Here is a 15774-nt window from a genome sequence, read left to right on the forward strand (position 1 = left end):
AACAGAGGTCGGGGAGGGCCACAAAGCGATCGGGACGTTTGACTCGATTCTGCTGACAATCTTGCTTTCGTGGCCCAGAACACACTGGTCGCGAACGGTCCCGGAGAACGGACGTCGCCGTTTGATTTGGACGCCCGGTGTCAGTAGTCTCGACTGGTCATCCAGGTTGCGGATTTGCGCGGCGAACTTCCGTGTTCGCCGAGTCATCACCGACACCAGTTCGGCACCGTCCTGGATCAACAGACCAACGACAACATGTGGGTCATGCCCGGGTAACCGGCGTGCCCACAGGGAGCACAAGGAGTCACCGTGGCCAAGGGCAAGCGTACTTTCCAGCCGAACAACCGTCGTCGCGCGCGCGTGCACGGATTCCGTCTGCGCATGCGGACCCGCGCCGGACGCGCGATCGTCAGCGGCCGTCGTTCCAAGGGCCGCGCGAAGCTCACCGCCTGATCGTCGGCTCTCACCGGGTCCCGCACGGGGCCCGGTCAGCTGTTCGATGACTGCGCCCCTTCATCGGATCTCACGGGGATCCGACTTCTCTCGCACCCTCAAGTCCGGTGCGCGGGTGAAGAGTCGTGACTTCGTCGTCCATCTCGCGGTGGTCGGTCGTGAATGGCCCGACCCCCGCGGCCTTCGACGGGACGTGGCGATGTCCGGTGGTCCCTGGTTCGGTCTCGTGGTCAGCAAATCCGTCGGCAATGCGGTGACGCGCCATCTCGTCGCCCGCCGACTGCGCGCGGCATTCGCCGGCGCATCGCATCTGCTTCCCGACGAGACCTATGTGGTCGTCCGTGCCCGCCGAAGCGCGGCCGAGCGATCCAGCGACGAGCTCGCCGACCAGCTCCGCGACGCGTTCACCAGTCGTCGTGTCCTCGCCCTGTCCGAGGCCGTCGCGGCGTCGGCCGACGGAGCGGGACCGCGGTGATGGGCAACACCGACACCACGCCGTCACTTGAGACCGAGGCGGATTCGACGACTCCGCACGCGGCCTCGAGCGGAACCGGCGCGCGCCTGTGGCGCGGACTCCGCCTCCTCCCCCGCCGCACCGTCATCTTCCTCATCGAGCTGTACCGCACCTGGGTGTCGCCGATGCGTCTGCCGTCCTGCCGGTTCGAACCCACCTGCTCGGGATATGCGGTCGAGGCACTGGACCGGCACGGCTTCCTCTACGGCTCGGTGCTGTCGGTCATCCGGCTCGCGAAGTGCGGGCCCTGGCACAAACCCGGTTACGACCCGGTTCCCGAACGCGGCTTCGGCGAACTGTGCCGCGACCTGTGGCGCTCGGCGACCGGCACACACCGACCTCGAAACCATCAGCACGCGTCCGGCGAGACGCGTGCTCTGTGAGTACAACAAGTGAGGGGTAACTGACCCGTGCTCGACTTCATCTATTACCCGGTCTCCGGGATCATGTGGGTCTGGCATTGGCTCTTCAGCCATGTCACACCGAACTCCCCCGGTGGCGACGGCATCGCCTGGGCCCTGTCGGTGGTGTTCCTCGTGTTCACCCTGCGTGCGATTCTCTACAAGCCCTTCGTGAAGCAGATCCGCACCACGAAGAAGATGCAGGAGATCAACCCGCAGCTCCAGGCGATCCGTAAGAAGTACGCCAAGGATCGGGTCAAGATGACCGAGGAGATGCAGAAGCTGCAGAAGGAGCACGGGTTCAACCCGATGCTCGGCTGCCTGCCGATGCTGCTCCAGATCCCGGTCTTCATCGGTCTGTTCCACGTGCTGCGCTCGTTCAACCGTATGGGCACCGGCATGGGTCAGCTCGGCATGAGTGCGGCAGAGACCCGGTCCCAGGGCAACTACGTGTTCAGCGCCGAACAGGTGCAGAACTTCCTCGACGCCCGCCTCTTCGGTGTCCCGCTGTCGTCCTACCTCGTCGAGCCGGCGACCGAGTTCCAGGCCTTCGTCGAGCCCGGCTCCCCCATCGACTTCACGCGCCCGCAGATCGCGTTCGTCGTCATCCCCATGATGATCGTCGCCTCCATCGCGACGCACCTGAACTCGCGTGCGTCGGTTGCCCGTCAGCCCGAAGCGGCGCTGGAGAATCCGCAGACCCGGATGATGAACAACCTCGCGCTGTACGTCTTCCCGATCGGCATCCTCGTGACCGGTCCGTTCTTCCCGGTCGCCATCCTCCTGTACTGGATGAGCAACAACATCTGGACCTACGGTCAGCAGCACATCGTCTTCGGGCACATCGCCAAGGAAGAGGAAGAGGCCAAGCTCCTCAAGCAGGAGAAGCTGAAGGCCAATGCGCCGAAGCCGGGCGCGCGACCCGACCGAAAGAAGAAGCCCGCCGCGACGAACACCAACGGCGCCGACTCGACGAACGTCTACCTCTCGAAGGACGGATCGTCGGACAAGGCCGGGACCGACGGTGTCGACGCAGATGCATCGCCCGACGAGTCGACGACCGCCGCAGCGGACACCGGGGCGGGAGCCAAACCCAAGCCGGGTCAGAAGCCCACACGCCCCGGCGCCGGCGCCGCACCGGGCAAGAAGCAGAACCACAACCGCGGAAGCCGTTCGACAGCCAAACGCGGAAACAAACGCGGTGGCAAACGATGACCGCCCCAGACTTGTTCGATGAAGCACAGAAGTTAGGTGAATGAGATGACAGCAGAGACTGCAACTCAAGCCGGTACGGACGCCGAGACCACGGCGGGACCCCAGACCGAGGACCAGGCCGATACGTCTTCGTCGGCTGTCGGCGACGACGGTGCGGTGGCGGACAACGCCGTCACGGAAGCGGCGGATAGCGACGCCGACGATGACGAGGCGGCCGCGACCGACGTCGACGACGAGACCGATGACGACGACTCGGATGAGGACGAAGACGACGAAGACCGTCTGGTCGAAGAAGGCGAGATCGCCGGCGACTACCTCGAGCAGTTGCTCGACGTCCTCGACTTCGATGGCGACATCGACCTGGATGTGGATGGCGACCGAGCAGTCGTCAGCATCGATGGCGGCGACGACCTGACGAAGCTCGTCGGGCGCAAGGGCGAGGTCCTCGACGCGCTCCAGGAGCTGACCCGCCTTGCGGTCCAGCAGGCGACAGGTGAACGCAGCCGCCTGATGCTCGACATCGCCCGCTGGCGGGCTGATCGCCGCGATCGGCTGGCACGCCTCGGTCGTGAGGTCGCCGAGCGGGTTCTGTCGTCCGGCGAGCGCGAAGCGCTGGATCCGATGACGCCGTTCGAGCGGAAGATCGTGCACGACGCGGTCGCGGTCGTCGACGGCGTCGTCAGCGAGAGCGAGGGTGCAGAGCCGAAACGTCGCGTGGTGGTCCTCCCCTCGTAGCAAGTACTCCCCTCCCCCACGGAGGTGAACAGGCCCCGACCGTCTCGGTCGGGGCCTGCTTCGTCTCCGGGTACTGCTTGGGTTGTGTGCCGCGATAGCGGGTGGCTCTTCGTCGGCGTTGCGCGCTGTGGGCTACTTACACGGTTGTTGTTTCACGTGAAACACGAGCCTTGTCCGTGGAGGCGGCCAGCGGAACGGATGCGCGCCGGGGTGCTGTCGAACGATCGAGTCGACGGCCGCCCCTTGCATCTCGGGTTGCGGTGGAACGTCCCGGGATGTCGCCGGCGGACTGCGTAACCGTCACCTTCGGATGCCTCGATCCCCCGCGCCCGCTGGCCGACTCAGTCGGCGACGTTGCTGCACATGGCGGTAGCGCCAACTCGCACCGTGGACGTCCTCGTAGCGCGGTGGATGGCCACGTGTCGGACGCGACGAGAGAGCCCAAAGCCGTTCATTGTCCGGCCCGGGTCGAGCGGCTGCCGAGTTGCAGTCTCGGCAGCCGCTGTGACGCTAGGGCAGTTCCGGGTGTTGGCAGCGCGGACCGCGGCAGTGACTCTCCGGCGGGTTGGCATACCCGCGCCACGCGTCGCCACTGGCCAACGACACCGCTCGCTGCTCGGTTCCGGATACAGAGCGATCGAATTGTCACGTGACGCTTCTGTCCGGCACCGGAGTGTCAACCAGATCGGGTCGTCATCAGACCCTTCGAGGCTGCTTCGTTCACACCTCAGCGAGCTGGGTGGCGCAGGGCTCGCACGTCACTATCTTCAGCCTGGCGACTGTTGTGGACCATGGAAGAACACTCGTGAACATCGGAGTCCGTGCTCCCCTGGTCCGAATGAACGACCTGCTCCCTGAGGGCGTCCGGAGCTTGCGGAGGGCGCGTCTAGTTCCGCCCCTACGGAGTGTCCGGAGCTTGCGGAGGGCGCGTCGCCTCCCGTGCCCTGAGGAGCGTCCGGAGCTTGCGGAGGGCGCGTCACCCCCTGCTCCCTGAGGAGGCCGGAGCTTGCGGAGGGCGCGTCACCCCCTGCTCCCTGAGGAGGCCGGAGCTTGCGGAGGCCGTCACGAAGGGTCTTCGCAACCCGGCCCACCAAGCCCCTTCGTGACGCTCGCAGGCTCGCTCCTCAGGGAGCGGGTGGTGCCGCTGGCCAGGTCGCTCCTCAGGGAGCGGGTGGTGCCGCTCGCCAGGTCGCTCCTCAGGGTGCAGGCGGTGCCGCTCGCGAGTCGTTCCTCAGGGAGCAGGATGACGCTCGCGAGGTCACTCCTCAGGGAGCAGGTGGTATCGCTCCCGAGCTCGCTCCTCGGTATCTGCGACCTGACCGGCCGTCGTGGGCTACGAGGGAACCACCGCTCCCTGAGGAGGTCGGAGCTTGCGGAGGCCGTCACGAAGGGTCCTGGCGAGATGCGTCGCGAATCTACCGAGGCTCGTCGACCTCGACCACGTTTCTTCGTCGCTTGTTGGGCCTGGCGGCTTGTGCTTCTGGCCCCAGGGCCAGAGATCTAGCGGATCTCTCGGACTAGGAAGCGAGGGGCGTAAGCGACGCAGATGTCGATCGCGGGTTCGACGGGACGTTGCGCTCAGTTCCGCCGGTTTGTCGTCGAATCACATCGATATGTTTCACGTGAAACATCGCGCTAGGACCCGATGTGCACCGACCTGCCAAAGGGTTGGGTTTCACGTGAAACACTGTCTAGGTATCCCACTCGAACGGAGGCGAAGTGCCGTCTGACGCACAACCCGGGCACGAGCACGATCTTGATGCGTTGGCGGTTCCGCCAGACATCGCGACTGATGTCTTCGGTGAGCGGGTGGCGCTGGCGGTGGACTACTGGCGCGTCCTCGCCACCGACGGGATCGACCACGGACTCATGGGTCCGCGAGAGGTCCCGCGACTGTGGGATCGTCACATTCTCAACTGCGGCGTACTCGGCGAGCTCATCTCGCACGGGTTGCGCGTGGTCGACATCGGCAGCGGTGCCGGCCTCCCTGGCATCCCCCTCGCCATTGCACGCCCGGATCTCTCGATCACTCTCATCGAACCGCTACTCCGACGCAGCACCTTCTTGGACCGTGCTGCTGCCGCGCTCTCGTTGGACAACGTGATCGTGATCCGTGGGCGAGCCGAAGAGAAGGCGGTACGCGCCGTCGTCGAGCCCGCCGATGTGGTGACGTCGCGAGCCGTCGCGCCGCTCGAACGATTGGCGAAATGGTCCGCTCCCCTGGTCCGGCCCGGAGGCCAGATGATCGCGATCAAAGGGTCGTCAGCAGCCGAAGAGATCGAACGGGATCGGGCGGTGGTCGGGCGCTCTGGGATCACAGAACTGACGGTTCACACGTGTGGCGATCGCGTTCTCGAAACGCCGACGACCGTGATCGTGGGAACCAAGACCGAGCGGTCGCGCGGTGGCCGTTCCGGACGGCGCTGAGGAGGCGATCGGATTGGTGTGGAGTCCGCGAAGGGCGCAGAATAGGAAGCGTTCTGTCGGCACCCCCGAAGGTGCTGCAATGGACGCTTCCGCGACCGTGGGGTCGGCAGCTACAGCCGCCGGCGGTACGGACGCGAGTCCGTACGAGGTCGGTCAAAGGAGTCCACGCGTGGTCGATCAAGACCCGAATGTTTCACGTGAAACCCCGGCAGGGGGTCACCCCGGAGTTGACGGCCAGCCCTTCGCCGACACCCCTATCGCTATGGCCGCAGAGCGCGCGAGCCAGGTACTGACTCCCGGGGGTGCGGGGCAACTACCCAAACCGCCGCATACACGGATCATGACCGTCGCCAATCAAAAGGGCGGCGTCGGGAAGACCACGACGACCGTCAACCTCGCGGCCGGGCTCGCACTGCGCGGTCTTCGGGTTCTGGTCGTCGATCTCGACCCCCAGGGCAACGCCAGTACCGCGCTCGGCATTGATCATCGTGCGCAGGACATCGCATCGGTGTACGAGCTGTTGCTCGGTGAAGTGACCCTCGAGGAAGCGATCCAGGAATCGCCCAGCCAGCGCGGCCTGTTCTGCGTGCCTGCGACTCTCGATCTGGCCGGCGCCGAGATCGAACTCGTGTCGCTGGTGGCCCGCGAGAATCGGTTGCGTAATGCGCTCGCCGACGATGTGCTTGCCAAGTACCAGATCGACTACGTGTTCATCGACTGTCCCCCATCACTGGGTCTGCTGACCGTCAACGCGATGGTGGCAGCCCGTGAGGTTCTCATCCCGATCCAGTGCGAGTATTACGCACTCGAGGGCGTCGGACAGCTGCTGCGCAATATCGAACTCGTACAGGCGCACCTCAACCGTGAGCTCCACGTCTCCACGATCGTGCTGACGATGTACGACGGCAGGACGAAACTGGCCGACCAGGTGGCCGAAGAAGTGCGGCGTCACTTCGGCGACAAGGTGCTGAGCACGATCATCCCGCGGAGCGTCAAGGTGTCCGAGGCCCCCGGCTACGGGATGACGATCATCGAGTACGACCCCGGCTCTCGCGGCGCAATGAGTTACCTCGATGCCGCACGCGAACTGGCGTTGCGGGCTGCCGAGGGGGCGCCGGCGTGATCCGGTATCGCCTCGGTTCACGTGACACGCCGACTCACGACCATCATCGCGAAAGGGAGCACCAATGAGTCAACGAGACGCCGCTCAGCGCCGGGGTGGACTCGGACGAGGGCTCGCGGCGCTGATTCCGACGGGGCCTGCCGACGACCAATCGGGCGCCCCGCGCCTCGGCAACGCCGCAGCGGATGTCGTCATCGGCAAGGGTCCGACGACAGCTGATGATGGCGTCAAGACCTCGTCGACTGCCGCTACGCAGGCGACCGGGACGCAACCTCTCAGCCCGGAAGAGGCGGGCGCGGTGTACCGCGAGTTGCCCCCGAAGGAGATCCAGCCGAATCCCAGTCAGCCCAGAACCGTCTTCGATGACGAGGCGATGGCGGAGCTCGTGCACTCGATTCGAGAGTTCGGGCTGATGCAGCCCATCGTGGTGCGCCGACTCAAGCAGCCCACCGCGGATGGGATCGCCTATCAGATCGTCATGGGTGAGCGCCGGTGGCGGGCAAGCCAGGAGGCAGGGCTCGAGGCCATCCCCGCGATCGTGCGGGAGACGCCTGACGGTGACATGCTGCGCGATGCGTTGTTGGAGAACATCCACCGTGCGCAGCTCAACCCACTCGAAGAAGCGGCGGCCTATCAGCAGCTGCTCGAGGAGTTCGGTGTGACGCACGAGGAGCTCGCCTCTCGCCTCGGCCGTTCTCGCCCGCTGATCAGCAACATGATCCGGTTGCTCAAACTCCCGATTCCGGTGCAACGCCGGGTCGCGGCGGGGGTGCTGTCGGCCGGCCATGCCCGCGCTCTCCTGTCCCTCGAGACCGGAAGCGACGCTCAGGAAGCTCTCGCGGCGCGGATCGTCGCCGAAGGGTTGTCGGTGCGGGCGACTGAAGAAGCTGTCACGCTCGCCAATCGTGGCGACGGTCCGGAAGCGAAATCTCCGTCGGCACCGAAACGCCGTCCGATGCAGATGCCAGGCCTCCAGGATCTCGCGGAGAGACTGTCCGACAGTCTGGACACCAGGGTTACAGTCAGTCTAGGGAAAAGAAAAGGCAAGATCGTGGTGGAGTTCGGCTCGGTCGACGACCTGGAACGCATTGTCGAGTTCATCGATCCGAAGAAGTGAATTTCGACGCGGGATTTCCGGTACCACCTAGACGCGGAAGTAATGTCACAGTGACGATTGACGTAGCCAGCGGGCGCTTGTACAGCGAAAGCTGTTGTTTCGCTGCTACATTCGGCATCCGTGGAATTCTCGACCGGGGCGCACCGACATGAGTGTGTCCGTCACTCGGTTGGAACTGGGATCCTTCGCGTCGCTCCCCCGCCACACCCGCAATTGCGTCTTCTGGGAAGTCGAGCCCGTGGCGCAGACAAGCCGCGGCACGGTACCGGGCCCCGGCGATCTCGAACCCTACGAAAGCGAGTTCGACAAGGAGGCGTGGATCTCGGGTCTTCTCCTCGATTGGGGTGCGTGCGGGCAGGTCGCGATCGAGTCGAGCACGAACACTGTCATCGGTACAGCCTTCTACGCGCCGCCCAATCGTGTTCCGCGGTCGCAGCACTTCCCTACGTCGCCGGTCAGCCACGACGCCGTGCTGCTCACCAGCATCCGTACCGAGCCCGGCCACGACGAAGTCGCCACCATCCTGCTGGACGCGGTGCTGGGCGACCTGATCCGGCGAGGCGTCCGGGCGGTCGAATCGTTCGGTCTGGTACGGAACGGGTCCGGCGCGGATCCCTTTGTGCTCGCCGGGAGCGCGGGCGGGGTGGCCGACGATCTCGAGCTCTGGTCGGATGAGGCGATCGTCGAAGTCGCGCGTGAGATCCTCGACGACCCCCAGGCCGATCTCTGCACGAACTGTATGAATGACGCGTCGTTTCTGAAAGATTCCGGGTTCGACGTCGTGTCGTCGCACCAGAGGTTCCCGCGTTTCCGACTGGAGCTCGACGAAGGGCTCGGCTGGAAGGTCGAGGTGGAGAGTGCGCTGCAGAAACTGGTGGTGATGGCCGAGATGGATCTGGCCGGTCGGCAGCGGACGGCGGTCCCGGTGGGAACCGGGCCGCAGCGGATCAGCGGGAGCTGTTCTCCGCGGCCAGCAGATCCGCGAAAGTATAAGTGCCCGTAGGACGATCGTCCTGATCGAGCAGGTACAGTCGCTTCACCGCCACCACGATGGCGTCGGCGATGACGTTGCGCCAATCCGAATCAGCAAGCACTGCAGCGTCGTTCGGGTTCGTGATGTAACCGACGTCGATGAGGGCCACGGGCATCTTGGTGAGCCGGAGAACGTCCCATGTGCGCTCGTGGGTCCGGCAGTCCGACAATGGCGTGCGTGCCGCGATCTCCCGCTGGATGAAGCCGGCGAGGTTGCGCCCGATCGTCGAGTACGAGTCGTTGTTGCCGAAGTAGAACGACGCGACACCATTGGCGCGCGCGTTCCGGTAATGGCCGCAGCGGAGCGAGATCATGAGGTCGGCGTCCATCAGATTCGCGACGCGAGCGCGCTCGTCGTCCCCGGGACGTCCCCGACCGTCATGCGACAGGAACGTCTGCATTCCGGCGGCCGCCATCCGGCCTTCGAGACGAGCACCGAGGTCCCACAGCAGTTCCGACTCGCGATCGGCGACCTCACTCGTCGACAGGGCATGGAGTCCACCGGAGCCGGGGTCGATGAGGATCCGCTTTCCGGACAACTGCGGTCCGGAACGACGGACGTGCTCTTCTTCGCGGATCGCGTACGGCGAGCCGCCGGTCACTCTCGTGCCGAGGCGTTCCAGTGAACGCAGGGTGGCCGGACCGCAGATGCCGTCGGAAGCGAGACCGTATTCACTCTGGTAAAGGCACACTGCGTTATGAGTGGTGAGGCCGAAGACGCCGTCGACCAGCGACGTGAAGTAGCCGAGGTTCTGCAGCCGGCTCTGCAGGGTCGCGACATCGTCGCCGACCATGGGCGCCGACAGCTGATACGAGAGCACTCGAGCGCCGAGCCGGTAGGACGCCTCGCGCAGGACGCGGTAGGTAGCCGGACCGACGATGCCGTCGACGATCAGTCCGCGCTCCTGCTGAAACGCACGGACGGCCCGGTCACACGCCTCGTCGAAGACGGCTTCGGGTGGATTCCACCCGTTCGCCGGCCCACCGTGTGTGGCGCTGGAGGATCCATCGTCGGGCAACAGACCACGTCCGACGAGGATGGCGCGGATCTCGGCCACCGCCGAGCCGTGATCACCAAGTCGGAACAATGGCATCTGGTCACCCCTCGTACGAATCGCGGCAGGTGCGCCTCTGCGCGATGTCCGATGTAGCCATGCGGTACACCGGTGAAACGTCAGCCTGCATTCTCGCAGCTGGACTTCACTACACCAAACTGCACGAAGCCGAATCGGTGTGATCCGGCGTGCAGGGGTCTCCGGTCGAGACCACGGCCGACACTACCAACGCAAACAGTCCGCGGGTGGAACGGCAACGTCGTTCACCCGTCGGACTGTCGCGTCGATGTGCGGGAAATCGCAGGTCGTCAGGCCGACTGGCCGACGACCGAGTCGAGCTCACGAAGCAGGGCTGCCTTGCCCTTGGCACCGACGATCGTCTTCACCGGCTGACCCTTGTCGAACAGGATCATGGTCGGGATGGACATGATCTGGAAGTCACGCGCGGTCGACGGGCTCTCGTCGACATCGAGCTTGGCGACCGTCAGCTTGTCGCCGTGGTCGCGAGCGATCTCCTCGAGAACCGGAGCGACCATGCGGCAGGGACCGCACCAGGTGGCCCAGAAGTCCACCAGAACCGGCTTGTCGGCGCCGAGAACGGCGTCCTTGAACGTGGTGTCGGTGACGGCAACGGTGTGTGCACCCATGATCTGATCTCCTTGGTCGGACGGGCCGTGTGGCCCAGGTGGTAGGTGGTTGACGGTTCAGGCGGGTGCCTGAACAGCGTCGATTTCGGAAACGGAGGCCGCTTCGGCGTCGTCCACGCTGAGGTCGGCTGCCTCACCCTGCTCGGCCAGCCAGCGCTCGGCGTCGATGGCCGCCGAACATCCACTGCCCGCGGCGGTGATGGCCTGTCGGTAGGTGTGGTCCACGAGGTCCCCGGCGGCGAACACGCCGGGAAGCGAAGTGAGGGTCGTACGTCCCTGGACCAGGACGTAACCCTCGGGATCCAGGTCGACCTGCCCGCGGACGAGCTCGCTGCGCGGGTCGTGGCCGATCGCGACGAACATGCCGGTCACATCGAGGGTGCTGACCTCGCCGGTGCGCGTGTCCTCGACCTTCAGACCCGACACCGAACCGTCGCCGACCACGGACTGCACCGCGGCATTGGTGACGAAACGGATCTTGTCGTTGGCACGTGCGCGCTCGAGCATGATCTTCGACGCCCGGAACTCGTCACGACGGTGGACCAGCGTGACACTTCGCGCGAACTTGGTCAGAAACGTGGCCTCTTCCATCGCGGAGTCGCCGCCGCCGATGACGGCGATGTCCTGGTCCTTGAAGAAGAAACCGTCACAGGTGGCACAGGCCGACACACCGCGGCCGAGGAGCTGCTGCTCCCCCTCGATGCCGAGATAGCGCGCCGCCGCGCCCATGGCGAGGATGACGGCGCGGGCCCGGTAGATCTCCCCGCCGACCTCGACCTCCTTGATCCGGCCGGTCAGCCGAACGGTGTCCACGTCCTCCATGCGCAGGTCGGCGCCGAAGCGGATGGCCTGCTCACGCATCTCGTCCATCAACGCCGGACCCTGGATACCGGTCTGGAAACCGGGGAAGTTCTCCACCTCGGTGGTCGTCATCAGGGCGCCACCGAACTGGGTGCCCTCGAAGACGATTGGAGATAGCTCGGCGCGTGCGGCGTAGATCGCTGCGGTGTACCCGGCAGGACCAGATCCGATGATGATCAACTCGTGGATCTGCTGGGTCTCTGGCTGGCTCACTTGTCCTCCGTGCTGTGGGTTTAGCGAGACCCGCCCAGTCCAGGCGGGTCACGGCTGCTTCAACACCAGAGTAGGCGGAGATGTTCCCGCGGACGCGACGCGTGCCCCGGCCGGTCGGCGCAACCCTGGGCCTCGCGACGTGCCGGTCACCCGCCGACGATGCCCCGTGAGATCAGCGCCGGATTTCCCAGGTCACAGTCGAGGCCGACGATCAGCGCGTCGAAACGTCCTGCCACGCCCGTCGACAAGAGAATCGCGGCGGCCCCGGTGCCGTCGACGAGGATGCGACCGGAACCCACGATCACCACCTCGACCGGTACCAGGTGCGCGGCGGTGCAGCGGCGGAGCGCCTCCACGGAACCGAACGGTGCCCCGTCGGTACGACCGAGGACCGAGAGTGCGGTCGCGACGCCCGCGGGACCCGCCGGGGTCGGGACCGACGACGACTGGGCGCGCGGTGTCTGCCCGGGACCGGTCGCATCGGGCGCCGACACCAGCCGCAGTATTCCGACCGTTCCGACCGCGACGATGATGACCGCGGCGGCAGCCAGTAACAGACGGCCGGCCAATCGACGGTCGTCGCGCGATCGGGAGCGGGCGGGTCGACGCCCTCGGCGTGCAACCGAGATGTCGACCGGTGCGGGATCCCGGCCGAGCGCGGCGAGGGTGGTCGCGACGTCGGCGCGGACCTGGTCGGGAACGGGCGCGGGCGCCGGACGGGCGGAGCGCAGATCGTCGGAGGTGTGATCCAGCGCGGCCAGGATCGATTGCGCGGCAACATCATCGACGATGCGGGAACGGATGTGTGCGGCTGTCCGGTCGGGCAGTGCACCGGCGTGCAGGTCGGCGAGGATCTCCGCCGAATACGGCGGGTCCGGTAGATCGCCGGTCTCGTGGTCGTCTGGTCCCCGAGGGGTCATGGTGTCAGTCTTCCATTCCGGGGGATGGCGGGCGTTCGTTGAGTTCGGCTCGGTTCGGCGTGGTTCACGAGCGGAGTCGGGTCAGAGGAGGTGGCCTCCTGGTCGCGATCCGTCGGATACTTGGACGCGGCCCGCCCCGGTTCGGTTCCCCCCGGCCGCGATCTGTCGGGAACGGGATGGACCAGTCGGGGTGATGACGGGTCAGCCGCTCCGCAGATGTCCGAGGACCTGGGCGAGTTTGAGGCGGCCGCGAGCGCATCGACTCTTGATCGTGCCCTCGGCGACACCGAGGATCTCGGCCGCTTCGGCGACCGTGTAACCCTCGATGTCGACGGCGACGATGGCCGCTCGTTGCCCTTCGGGGAGGACGTGCAATGCACGCCCGATCGACACCGACAGGTCGACGGCGGCGATGTCGTCGGTGGTGTCGGCGATGGAGACCACGTCCCATTCCGGCAGCGGCACGGTTCTGCGGACCTTGTTCCGTCGGATGCGATCGAGGCCGGCGTTCACGACGATCCGGTGCAGCCAACTCGTCACCTTCGCATCGGACCGGAAGTCGTGTGCGGTCCGATGCGCGGCGAAGAGGGCGTCCTGCAACGCGTCTGCGGCATCCTCGGGATTCTGGCTGGTCCGCAGCGCCACCGACCACAGGTAATCGAGATGGCGGCTGATGAGATCGGAGAAGGCGTGTGGGTCGCCGGCGAGGTGAGCGTGCAGAAGCTGCTCGTCGCTACGCGTGTCGATCGCGTCGTTTCCCCCGGGCATGGGCTGAGAGTAGTGGAGCCGACACCGCGTCATCCGTTGGAGCGACGGCTGTGCACAGCTGTCGCCGGATGACGGATCTGTCCTCAGGCCGGCCGGTCAGGACTCCAGGCGGGCGCGCACCGCAGCCATCCGCGTCCGCAACTCACTCTCGTCGATGACCCCGCGGTCGAGCAGTGTGTGTGCCAGGGCGACCAGTTGGTTCTCAGGGTAGGGCAGGTCGGCGTAGATGGTCGCCGACAGCCGGTCCTCCTCGTCGCGTCGTTCGACGACGCCGGGGGTACCCGCGTTCACCGCGGTGGCATCGGCGACCCGGTCGAGCGCATCGCAGAGACCGTCGAGGCTCGTCTTCCACGGTGGAACAGGGTTCTCCACACCGTATTTCGCGGCCATCCGGTGCCACACCTGGTTCCGGTCGACGATCTCCTCGAGTGGTCCGTGGGATGATCCGGTGCGTCCGTCCTCGGTCATCGGCTACTCCCCCGCCGGGTGGACGGCCGGACGGATGGTCGAGACGACGTTGGTGGTGACACCCGGTCTGGGGAGCGCGACTCCGATGAGGCAGTCGCGGGTGATGATCTCCGACAGCTGCTGCTCGGTCCATCCGTCGGTGCCTGCCGGGCGCTGCGGCATCACCATGAAGCGGTGCTTCTGATTGGAGTCCTGCACGCGTACGGAGACACCCTCCGGGAGCTGGAGTCCGAACTCGGACAGCACCTGTCGCGGCCACCGCACCATCCGGCGACGGTAGTTCGGCGTTCGGTACCACTCGGGCGAGTTCCCCAGGATCGGGCGCGGATAGCACGAGCACAGCGCACACACGATCACGTGATGGATCGTGGGGGTGTCGGCGAGGATCTCGAAAGCCGTGAAATCGCTGGGTGTTCCGAAACCGGTCGGTTCGAGCCAGTCGACGCCGACCTCTTTGCTGGCGGCCATCGGGTCGTCGAGTGCCAACCGCTCGAACTCGGGGTCGAGCCAGGCCCGGGCGACGAGCGTCGCCGCGGGCGTCGGCCCGATCTGTTCGGCGAACTCGGTGAAGCGGCGGTGCTCCTCGGCGGTGAAGAGTCCCTTTTCGATGCACAGCTCGCGCAGCGCGATCTCGAGTACTTCGAAGTCGGTGATCTCGTCGACCATCGGCTTGACCGTCCGGTCGTGGTCGTGGTGATCGTCGCTCATCGGCGGTCGTCCTCTCCGCCGGCGGATTCGAGCCAGCGTTCGGGGATCTCGGTCTGCAGGGTGTCGTCGGCGGGCCCGGTGTACCCGTGCCAGAGGTCGCCCATGGTGAACCGGACCACGTAGAACCACTCCGGTTGGGCGTCGGAGAGACCCCAGGTCTCGTCCTCGGGCGCTGGGCTCTCGTAGGCGACGGCCGCGACCTCGCCGACCGCGCCCCGGACGTATTCCGGTGTCCGCGTGTACAACAGGACGGGCAGCTCGCGGACCCGGACCCGGTCCCCGATGCCGAACGCGGCGTCGCCCGCCCGCCCGGCGTAGATCTGCGGGTCGCCGATTCCGATCGCGTGCCGATGGTGTGTGTTCCGCGGGACGTCGGATCCGTCGCCGACGCTGCGCGGGCGGGCCTCGAGACGCCGGCCGTCCAGTCCGCCCGCGTATCGCTCCCGGACCTCGAGCATGCGTTCACTGAGCTCGCCGAGCGCGATGTGGTGCTTCTCGACGAGAATTCTGGCGACCGCCAGCAACCAGCGTCCGTAATACGGGATTCCGAGGTAGACCGCGCGACCGACGTCGACGTTGCCGATCCGACGCCGCTCTTCGGACAACCAGATCCCGCGCCAGGCGAGCACCTCACACATGACATAGGTCATGTGCTCCCATTCCTCGTACGCCTTGCCCTCGTAGGTGATCGGTGCGTCGGGCTCACCCCCGACGTCGTGCACCGGCTTCATGTAGGCGACGAAGCGATCGTGGTCGAGAAGATCGGGCGTCGGGGCATCCGGCAGCTCGGGATACGAGGAGTGCAGTCGCGCAACGAGTTCGAGTTGTCTCGCACGTTCTTCGGCAGTGCTCACCGGACACCTCCCGGACCTTTGTCCGACGGTTGCAGCGCAGTTGCAGGAGAACTTACACGCCGACCACGGGGTTCAGGAGCGTTTTCGGCACGCCCTTGCTCCCCGATCCGAACGAACGACAGCCGCGAGCGCATCAACCCTAATGGGGGTGGATCGGCGTCCTGCAGGGGATGCTGGTTTGTGTGAGCCTTCCCGGCCGGTGACCACTCCGAGACCCTGAAACGGTGTCGGATTTCTACACGAAGACCGTGGCCCGGCCGGGT

The 15774-nt window shown here is 66.1% G+C and carries 17 protein-coding genes; 9 read left to right on the forward strand and 8 right to left on the reverse strand.

What is annotated here, in order from left to right; genetic code table 11:
* The first annotated feature begins 309 nt into the window (after positions 1 to 309).
* The 9 genes from rpmH (at position 310) to JW364_RS20285 (ending at position 8988) form a co-directional block, all read left to right on the forward strand.
* Positions 310 to 453 (forward strand): 50S ribosomal protein L34, encoded by a 144-nt coding sequence (rpmH, locus tag JW364_RS20245; RefSeq protein ID WP_004020968.1) that lies wholly within the window; start codon positions 310 to 312, stop codon positions 451 to 453.
* A 46-nt stretch (positions 454 to 499) separates the two neighbouring features.
* Positions 500 to 928: a ribonuclease P protein component gene (gene rnpA, locus JW364_RS20250; RefSeq protein ID WP_205334179.1), complete on the forward strand. Its 429-nt coding sequence runs from the start codon at positions 500 to 502 to the stop codon at positions 926 to 928.
* A complete protein-coding gene (gene yidD / locus JW364_RS20255; protein ID WP_240199374.1) occupies positions 928 to 1350 on the forward strand; it encodes a membrane protein insertion efficiency factor YidD in 423 nt (140 codons plus the stop codon). Before rnpA ends, yidD begins: the two co-directional genes overlap by 1 nt.
* A 27-nt stretch (positions 1351 to 1377) precedes the next feature.
* Positions 1378 to 2583: a membrane protein insertase YidC gene (gene yidC, locus JW364_RS20260; protein WP_068970747.1), complete on the forward strand. Its 1206-nt coding sequence runs from the start codon at positions 1378 to 1380 to the stop codon at positions 2581 to 2583.
* 45 nt (positions 2584 to 2628) lie between these two features.
* Positions 2629 to 3318, forward strand: a complete 690-nt coding sequence (locus tag JW364_RS20265) for a R3H domain-containing nucleic acid-binding protein (protein ID WP_068970748.1) — start codon at positions 2629 to 2631, stop codon at positions 3316 to 3318.
* Positions 3319 to 5037: 1719 nt separating this feature from the next.
* Positions 5038 to 5745: a 16S rRNA (guanine(527)-N(7))-methyltransferase RsmG gene (rsmG, locus tag JW364_RS20270; protein ID WP_205334178.1), complete on the forward strand. Its 708-nt coding sequence runs from the start codon at positions 5038 to 5040 to the stop codon at positions 5743 to 5745.
* Positions 5746 to 5914: 169 nt separating this feature from the next.
* The gene (locus JW364_RS20275) at positions 5915 to 6868 is read left to right on the forward strand and encodes a ParA family protein (protein WP_058252988.1); all 954 of its coding nucleotides are present in this window, start codon (positions 5915 to 5917) and stop codon (positions 6866 to 6868) included.
* 64 nt (positions 6869 to 6932) lie between these two features.
* On the forward strand, positions 6933 to 7985 hold the full coding sequence (locus JW364_RS20280; RefSeq protein WP_068970786.1) for a ParB/RepB/Spo0J family partition protein: 1053 nt from the start codon (positions 6933 to 6935) through the stop codon (positions 7983 to 7985).
* Positions 7986 to 8133: 148 nt separating this feature from the next.
* On the forward strand, positions 8134 to 8988 hold the full coding sequence (locus JW364_RS20285; protein ID WP_205334177.1) for a hypothetical protein: 855 nt from the start codon (positions 8134 to 8136) through the stop codon (positions 8986 to 8988).
* Here the strand turns inward: JW364_RS20285 and JW364_RS20290 are convergent.
* The 8 genes from JW364_RS20290 to JW364_RS20325 form a co-directional block, all read right to left on the reverse strand.
* On the reverse strand, positions 8933 to 10111 hold the full coding sequence (locus JW364_RS20290; RefSeq protein WP_058252985.1) for an N-acetylmuramoyl-L-alanine amidase: 1179 nt from the start codon (positions 10109 to 10111) through the stop codon (positions 8933 to 8935). The genes JW364_RS20285 and JW364_RS20290 overlap by 56 nt on opposite strands.
* Before the next feature lie 269 nt (positions 10112 to 10380).
* Positions 10381 to 10719 carry a thioredoxin gene (trxA, locus tag JW364_RS20295; RefSeq protein ID WP_058252984.1) on the reverse strand — a complete coding sequence of 113 codons (339 nt, stop codon included), beginning with the start codon at positions 10717 to 10719 and terminating at the stop codon, positions 10381 to 10383.
* Between the two features lie 57 nt (positions 10720 to 10776).
* The gene (gene trxB, locus JW364_RS20300; RefSeq protein ID WP_065630850.1) at positions 10777 to 11793 is read right to left on the reverse strand and encodes a thioredoxin-disulfide reductase; all 1017 of its coding nucleotides are present in this window, start codon (positions 11791 to 11793) and stop codon (positions 10777 to 10779) included.
* Positions 11794 to 11939: 146 nt separating this feature from the next.
* Positions 11940 to 12713: a hypothetical protein gene (locus JW364_RS20305; protein WP_068970784.1), complete on the reverse strand. Its 774-nt coding sequence runs from the start codon at positions 12711 to 12713 to the stop codon at positions 11940 to 11942.
* A 201-nt stretch (positions 12714 to 12914) separates the two neighbouring features.
* Positions 12915 to 13481, reverse strand: a complete 567-nt coding sequence (sigM, locus tag JW364_RS20310; protein ID WP_058252981.1) for an RNA polymerase sigma factor SigM — start codon at positions 13479 to 13481, stop codon at positions 12915 to 12917.
* A gap of 96 nt (positions 13482 to 13577) precedes the next feature.
* Entirely contained in the window at positions 13578 to 13949 is a 372-nt protein-coding gene (locus JW364_RS20315; RefSeq protein WP_065630852.1) for a thiocyanate hydrolase, read from the reverse strand.
* Positions 13950 to 13952: 3 nt separating this feature from the next.
* Entirely contained in the window at positions 13953 to 14657 is a 705-nt protein-coding gene (gene scnC / locus JW364_RS20320) for a thiocyanate hydrolase subunit gamma (protein ID WP_065630853.1), read from the reverse strand.
* Positions 14654 to 15511, reverse strand: coding sequence for an SH3-like domain-containing protein (locus JW364_RS20325; RefSeq protein ID WP_065630854.1), 858 nt, complete (start codon positions 15509 to 15511; stop codon positions 14654 to 14656). Before JW364_RS20325 ends, scnC begins: the two co-directional genes overlap by 4 nt.
* Between the last annotated feature and the right edge of the window lie 263 nt (positions 15512 to 15774).

Origin of the sequence: Gordonia sp. BP-119, from assembly GCF_016924115.1 — a bacterium.
In the GTDB taxonomy this organism is placed as follows: domain Bacteria; phylum Actinomycetota; class Actinomycetes; order Mycobacteriales; family Mycobacteriaceae; genus Gordonia; species Gordonia hongkongensis.

Excerpts from the sequence above, each read along its gene's own strand:
- rnpA (WP_205334179.1), top strand. The coding sequence starts at position 500 with ATGACTGCGCCCCTTCATCGGATCTCACGGGGATCCGACTTCTCTCGC.
- yidD (WP_240199374.1), top strand. The coding sequence starts at position 928 with ATGGGCAACACCGACACCACGCCGTCACTTGAGACCGAGGCGGATTCG.
- JW364_RS20265 (WP_068970748.1), top strand. The coding sequence starts at position 2,629 with ATGACAGCAGAGACTGCAACTCAAGCCGGTACGGACGCCGAGACCACG.
- JW364_RS20280 (WP_068970786.1), top strand. The coding sequence starts at position 6,933 with ATGAGTCAACGAGACGCCGCTCAGCGCCGGGGTGGACTCGGACGAGGG.
- JW364_RS20285 (WP_205334177.1), top strand. The coding sequence starts at position 8,134 with ATGAGTGTGTCCGTCACTCGGTTGGAACTGGGATCCTTCGCGTCGCTC.
- JW364_RS20290 (WP_058252985.1), bottom strand. The coding sequence starts at position 10,111 with ATGCCATTGTTCCGACTTGGTGATCACGGCTCGGCGGTGGCCGAGATC.
- trxA (WP_058252984.1), bottom strand. The coding sequence starts at position 10,719 with ATGGGTGCACACACCGTTGCCGTCACCGACACCACGTTCAAGGACGCC.
- JW364_RS20305 (WP_068970784.1), bottom strand. The coding sequence starts at position 12,713 with ATGACCCCTCGGGGACCAGACGACCACGAGACCGGCGATCTACCGGAC.
- sigM (WP_058252981.1), bottom strand. The coding sequence starts at position 13,481 with ATGCCCGGGGGAAACGACGCGATCGACACGCGTAGCGACGAGCAGCTT.
- JW364_RS20315 (WP_065630852.1), bottom strand. The coding sequence starts at position 13,949 with ATGACCGAGGACGGACGCACCGGATCATCCCACGGACCACTCGAGGAG.
- scnC (WP_065630853.1), bottom strand. The coding sequence starts at position 14,657 with ATGAGCGACGATCACCACGACCACGACCGGACGGTCAAGCCGATGGTC.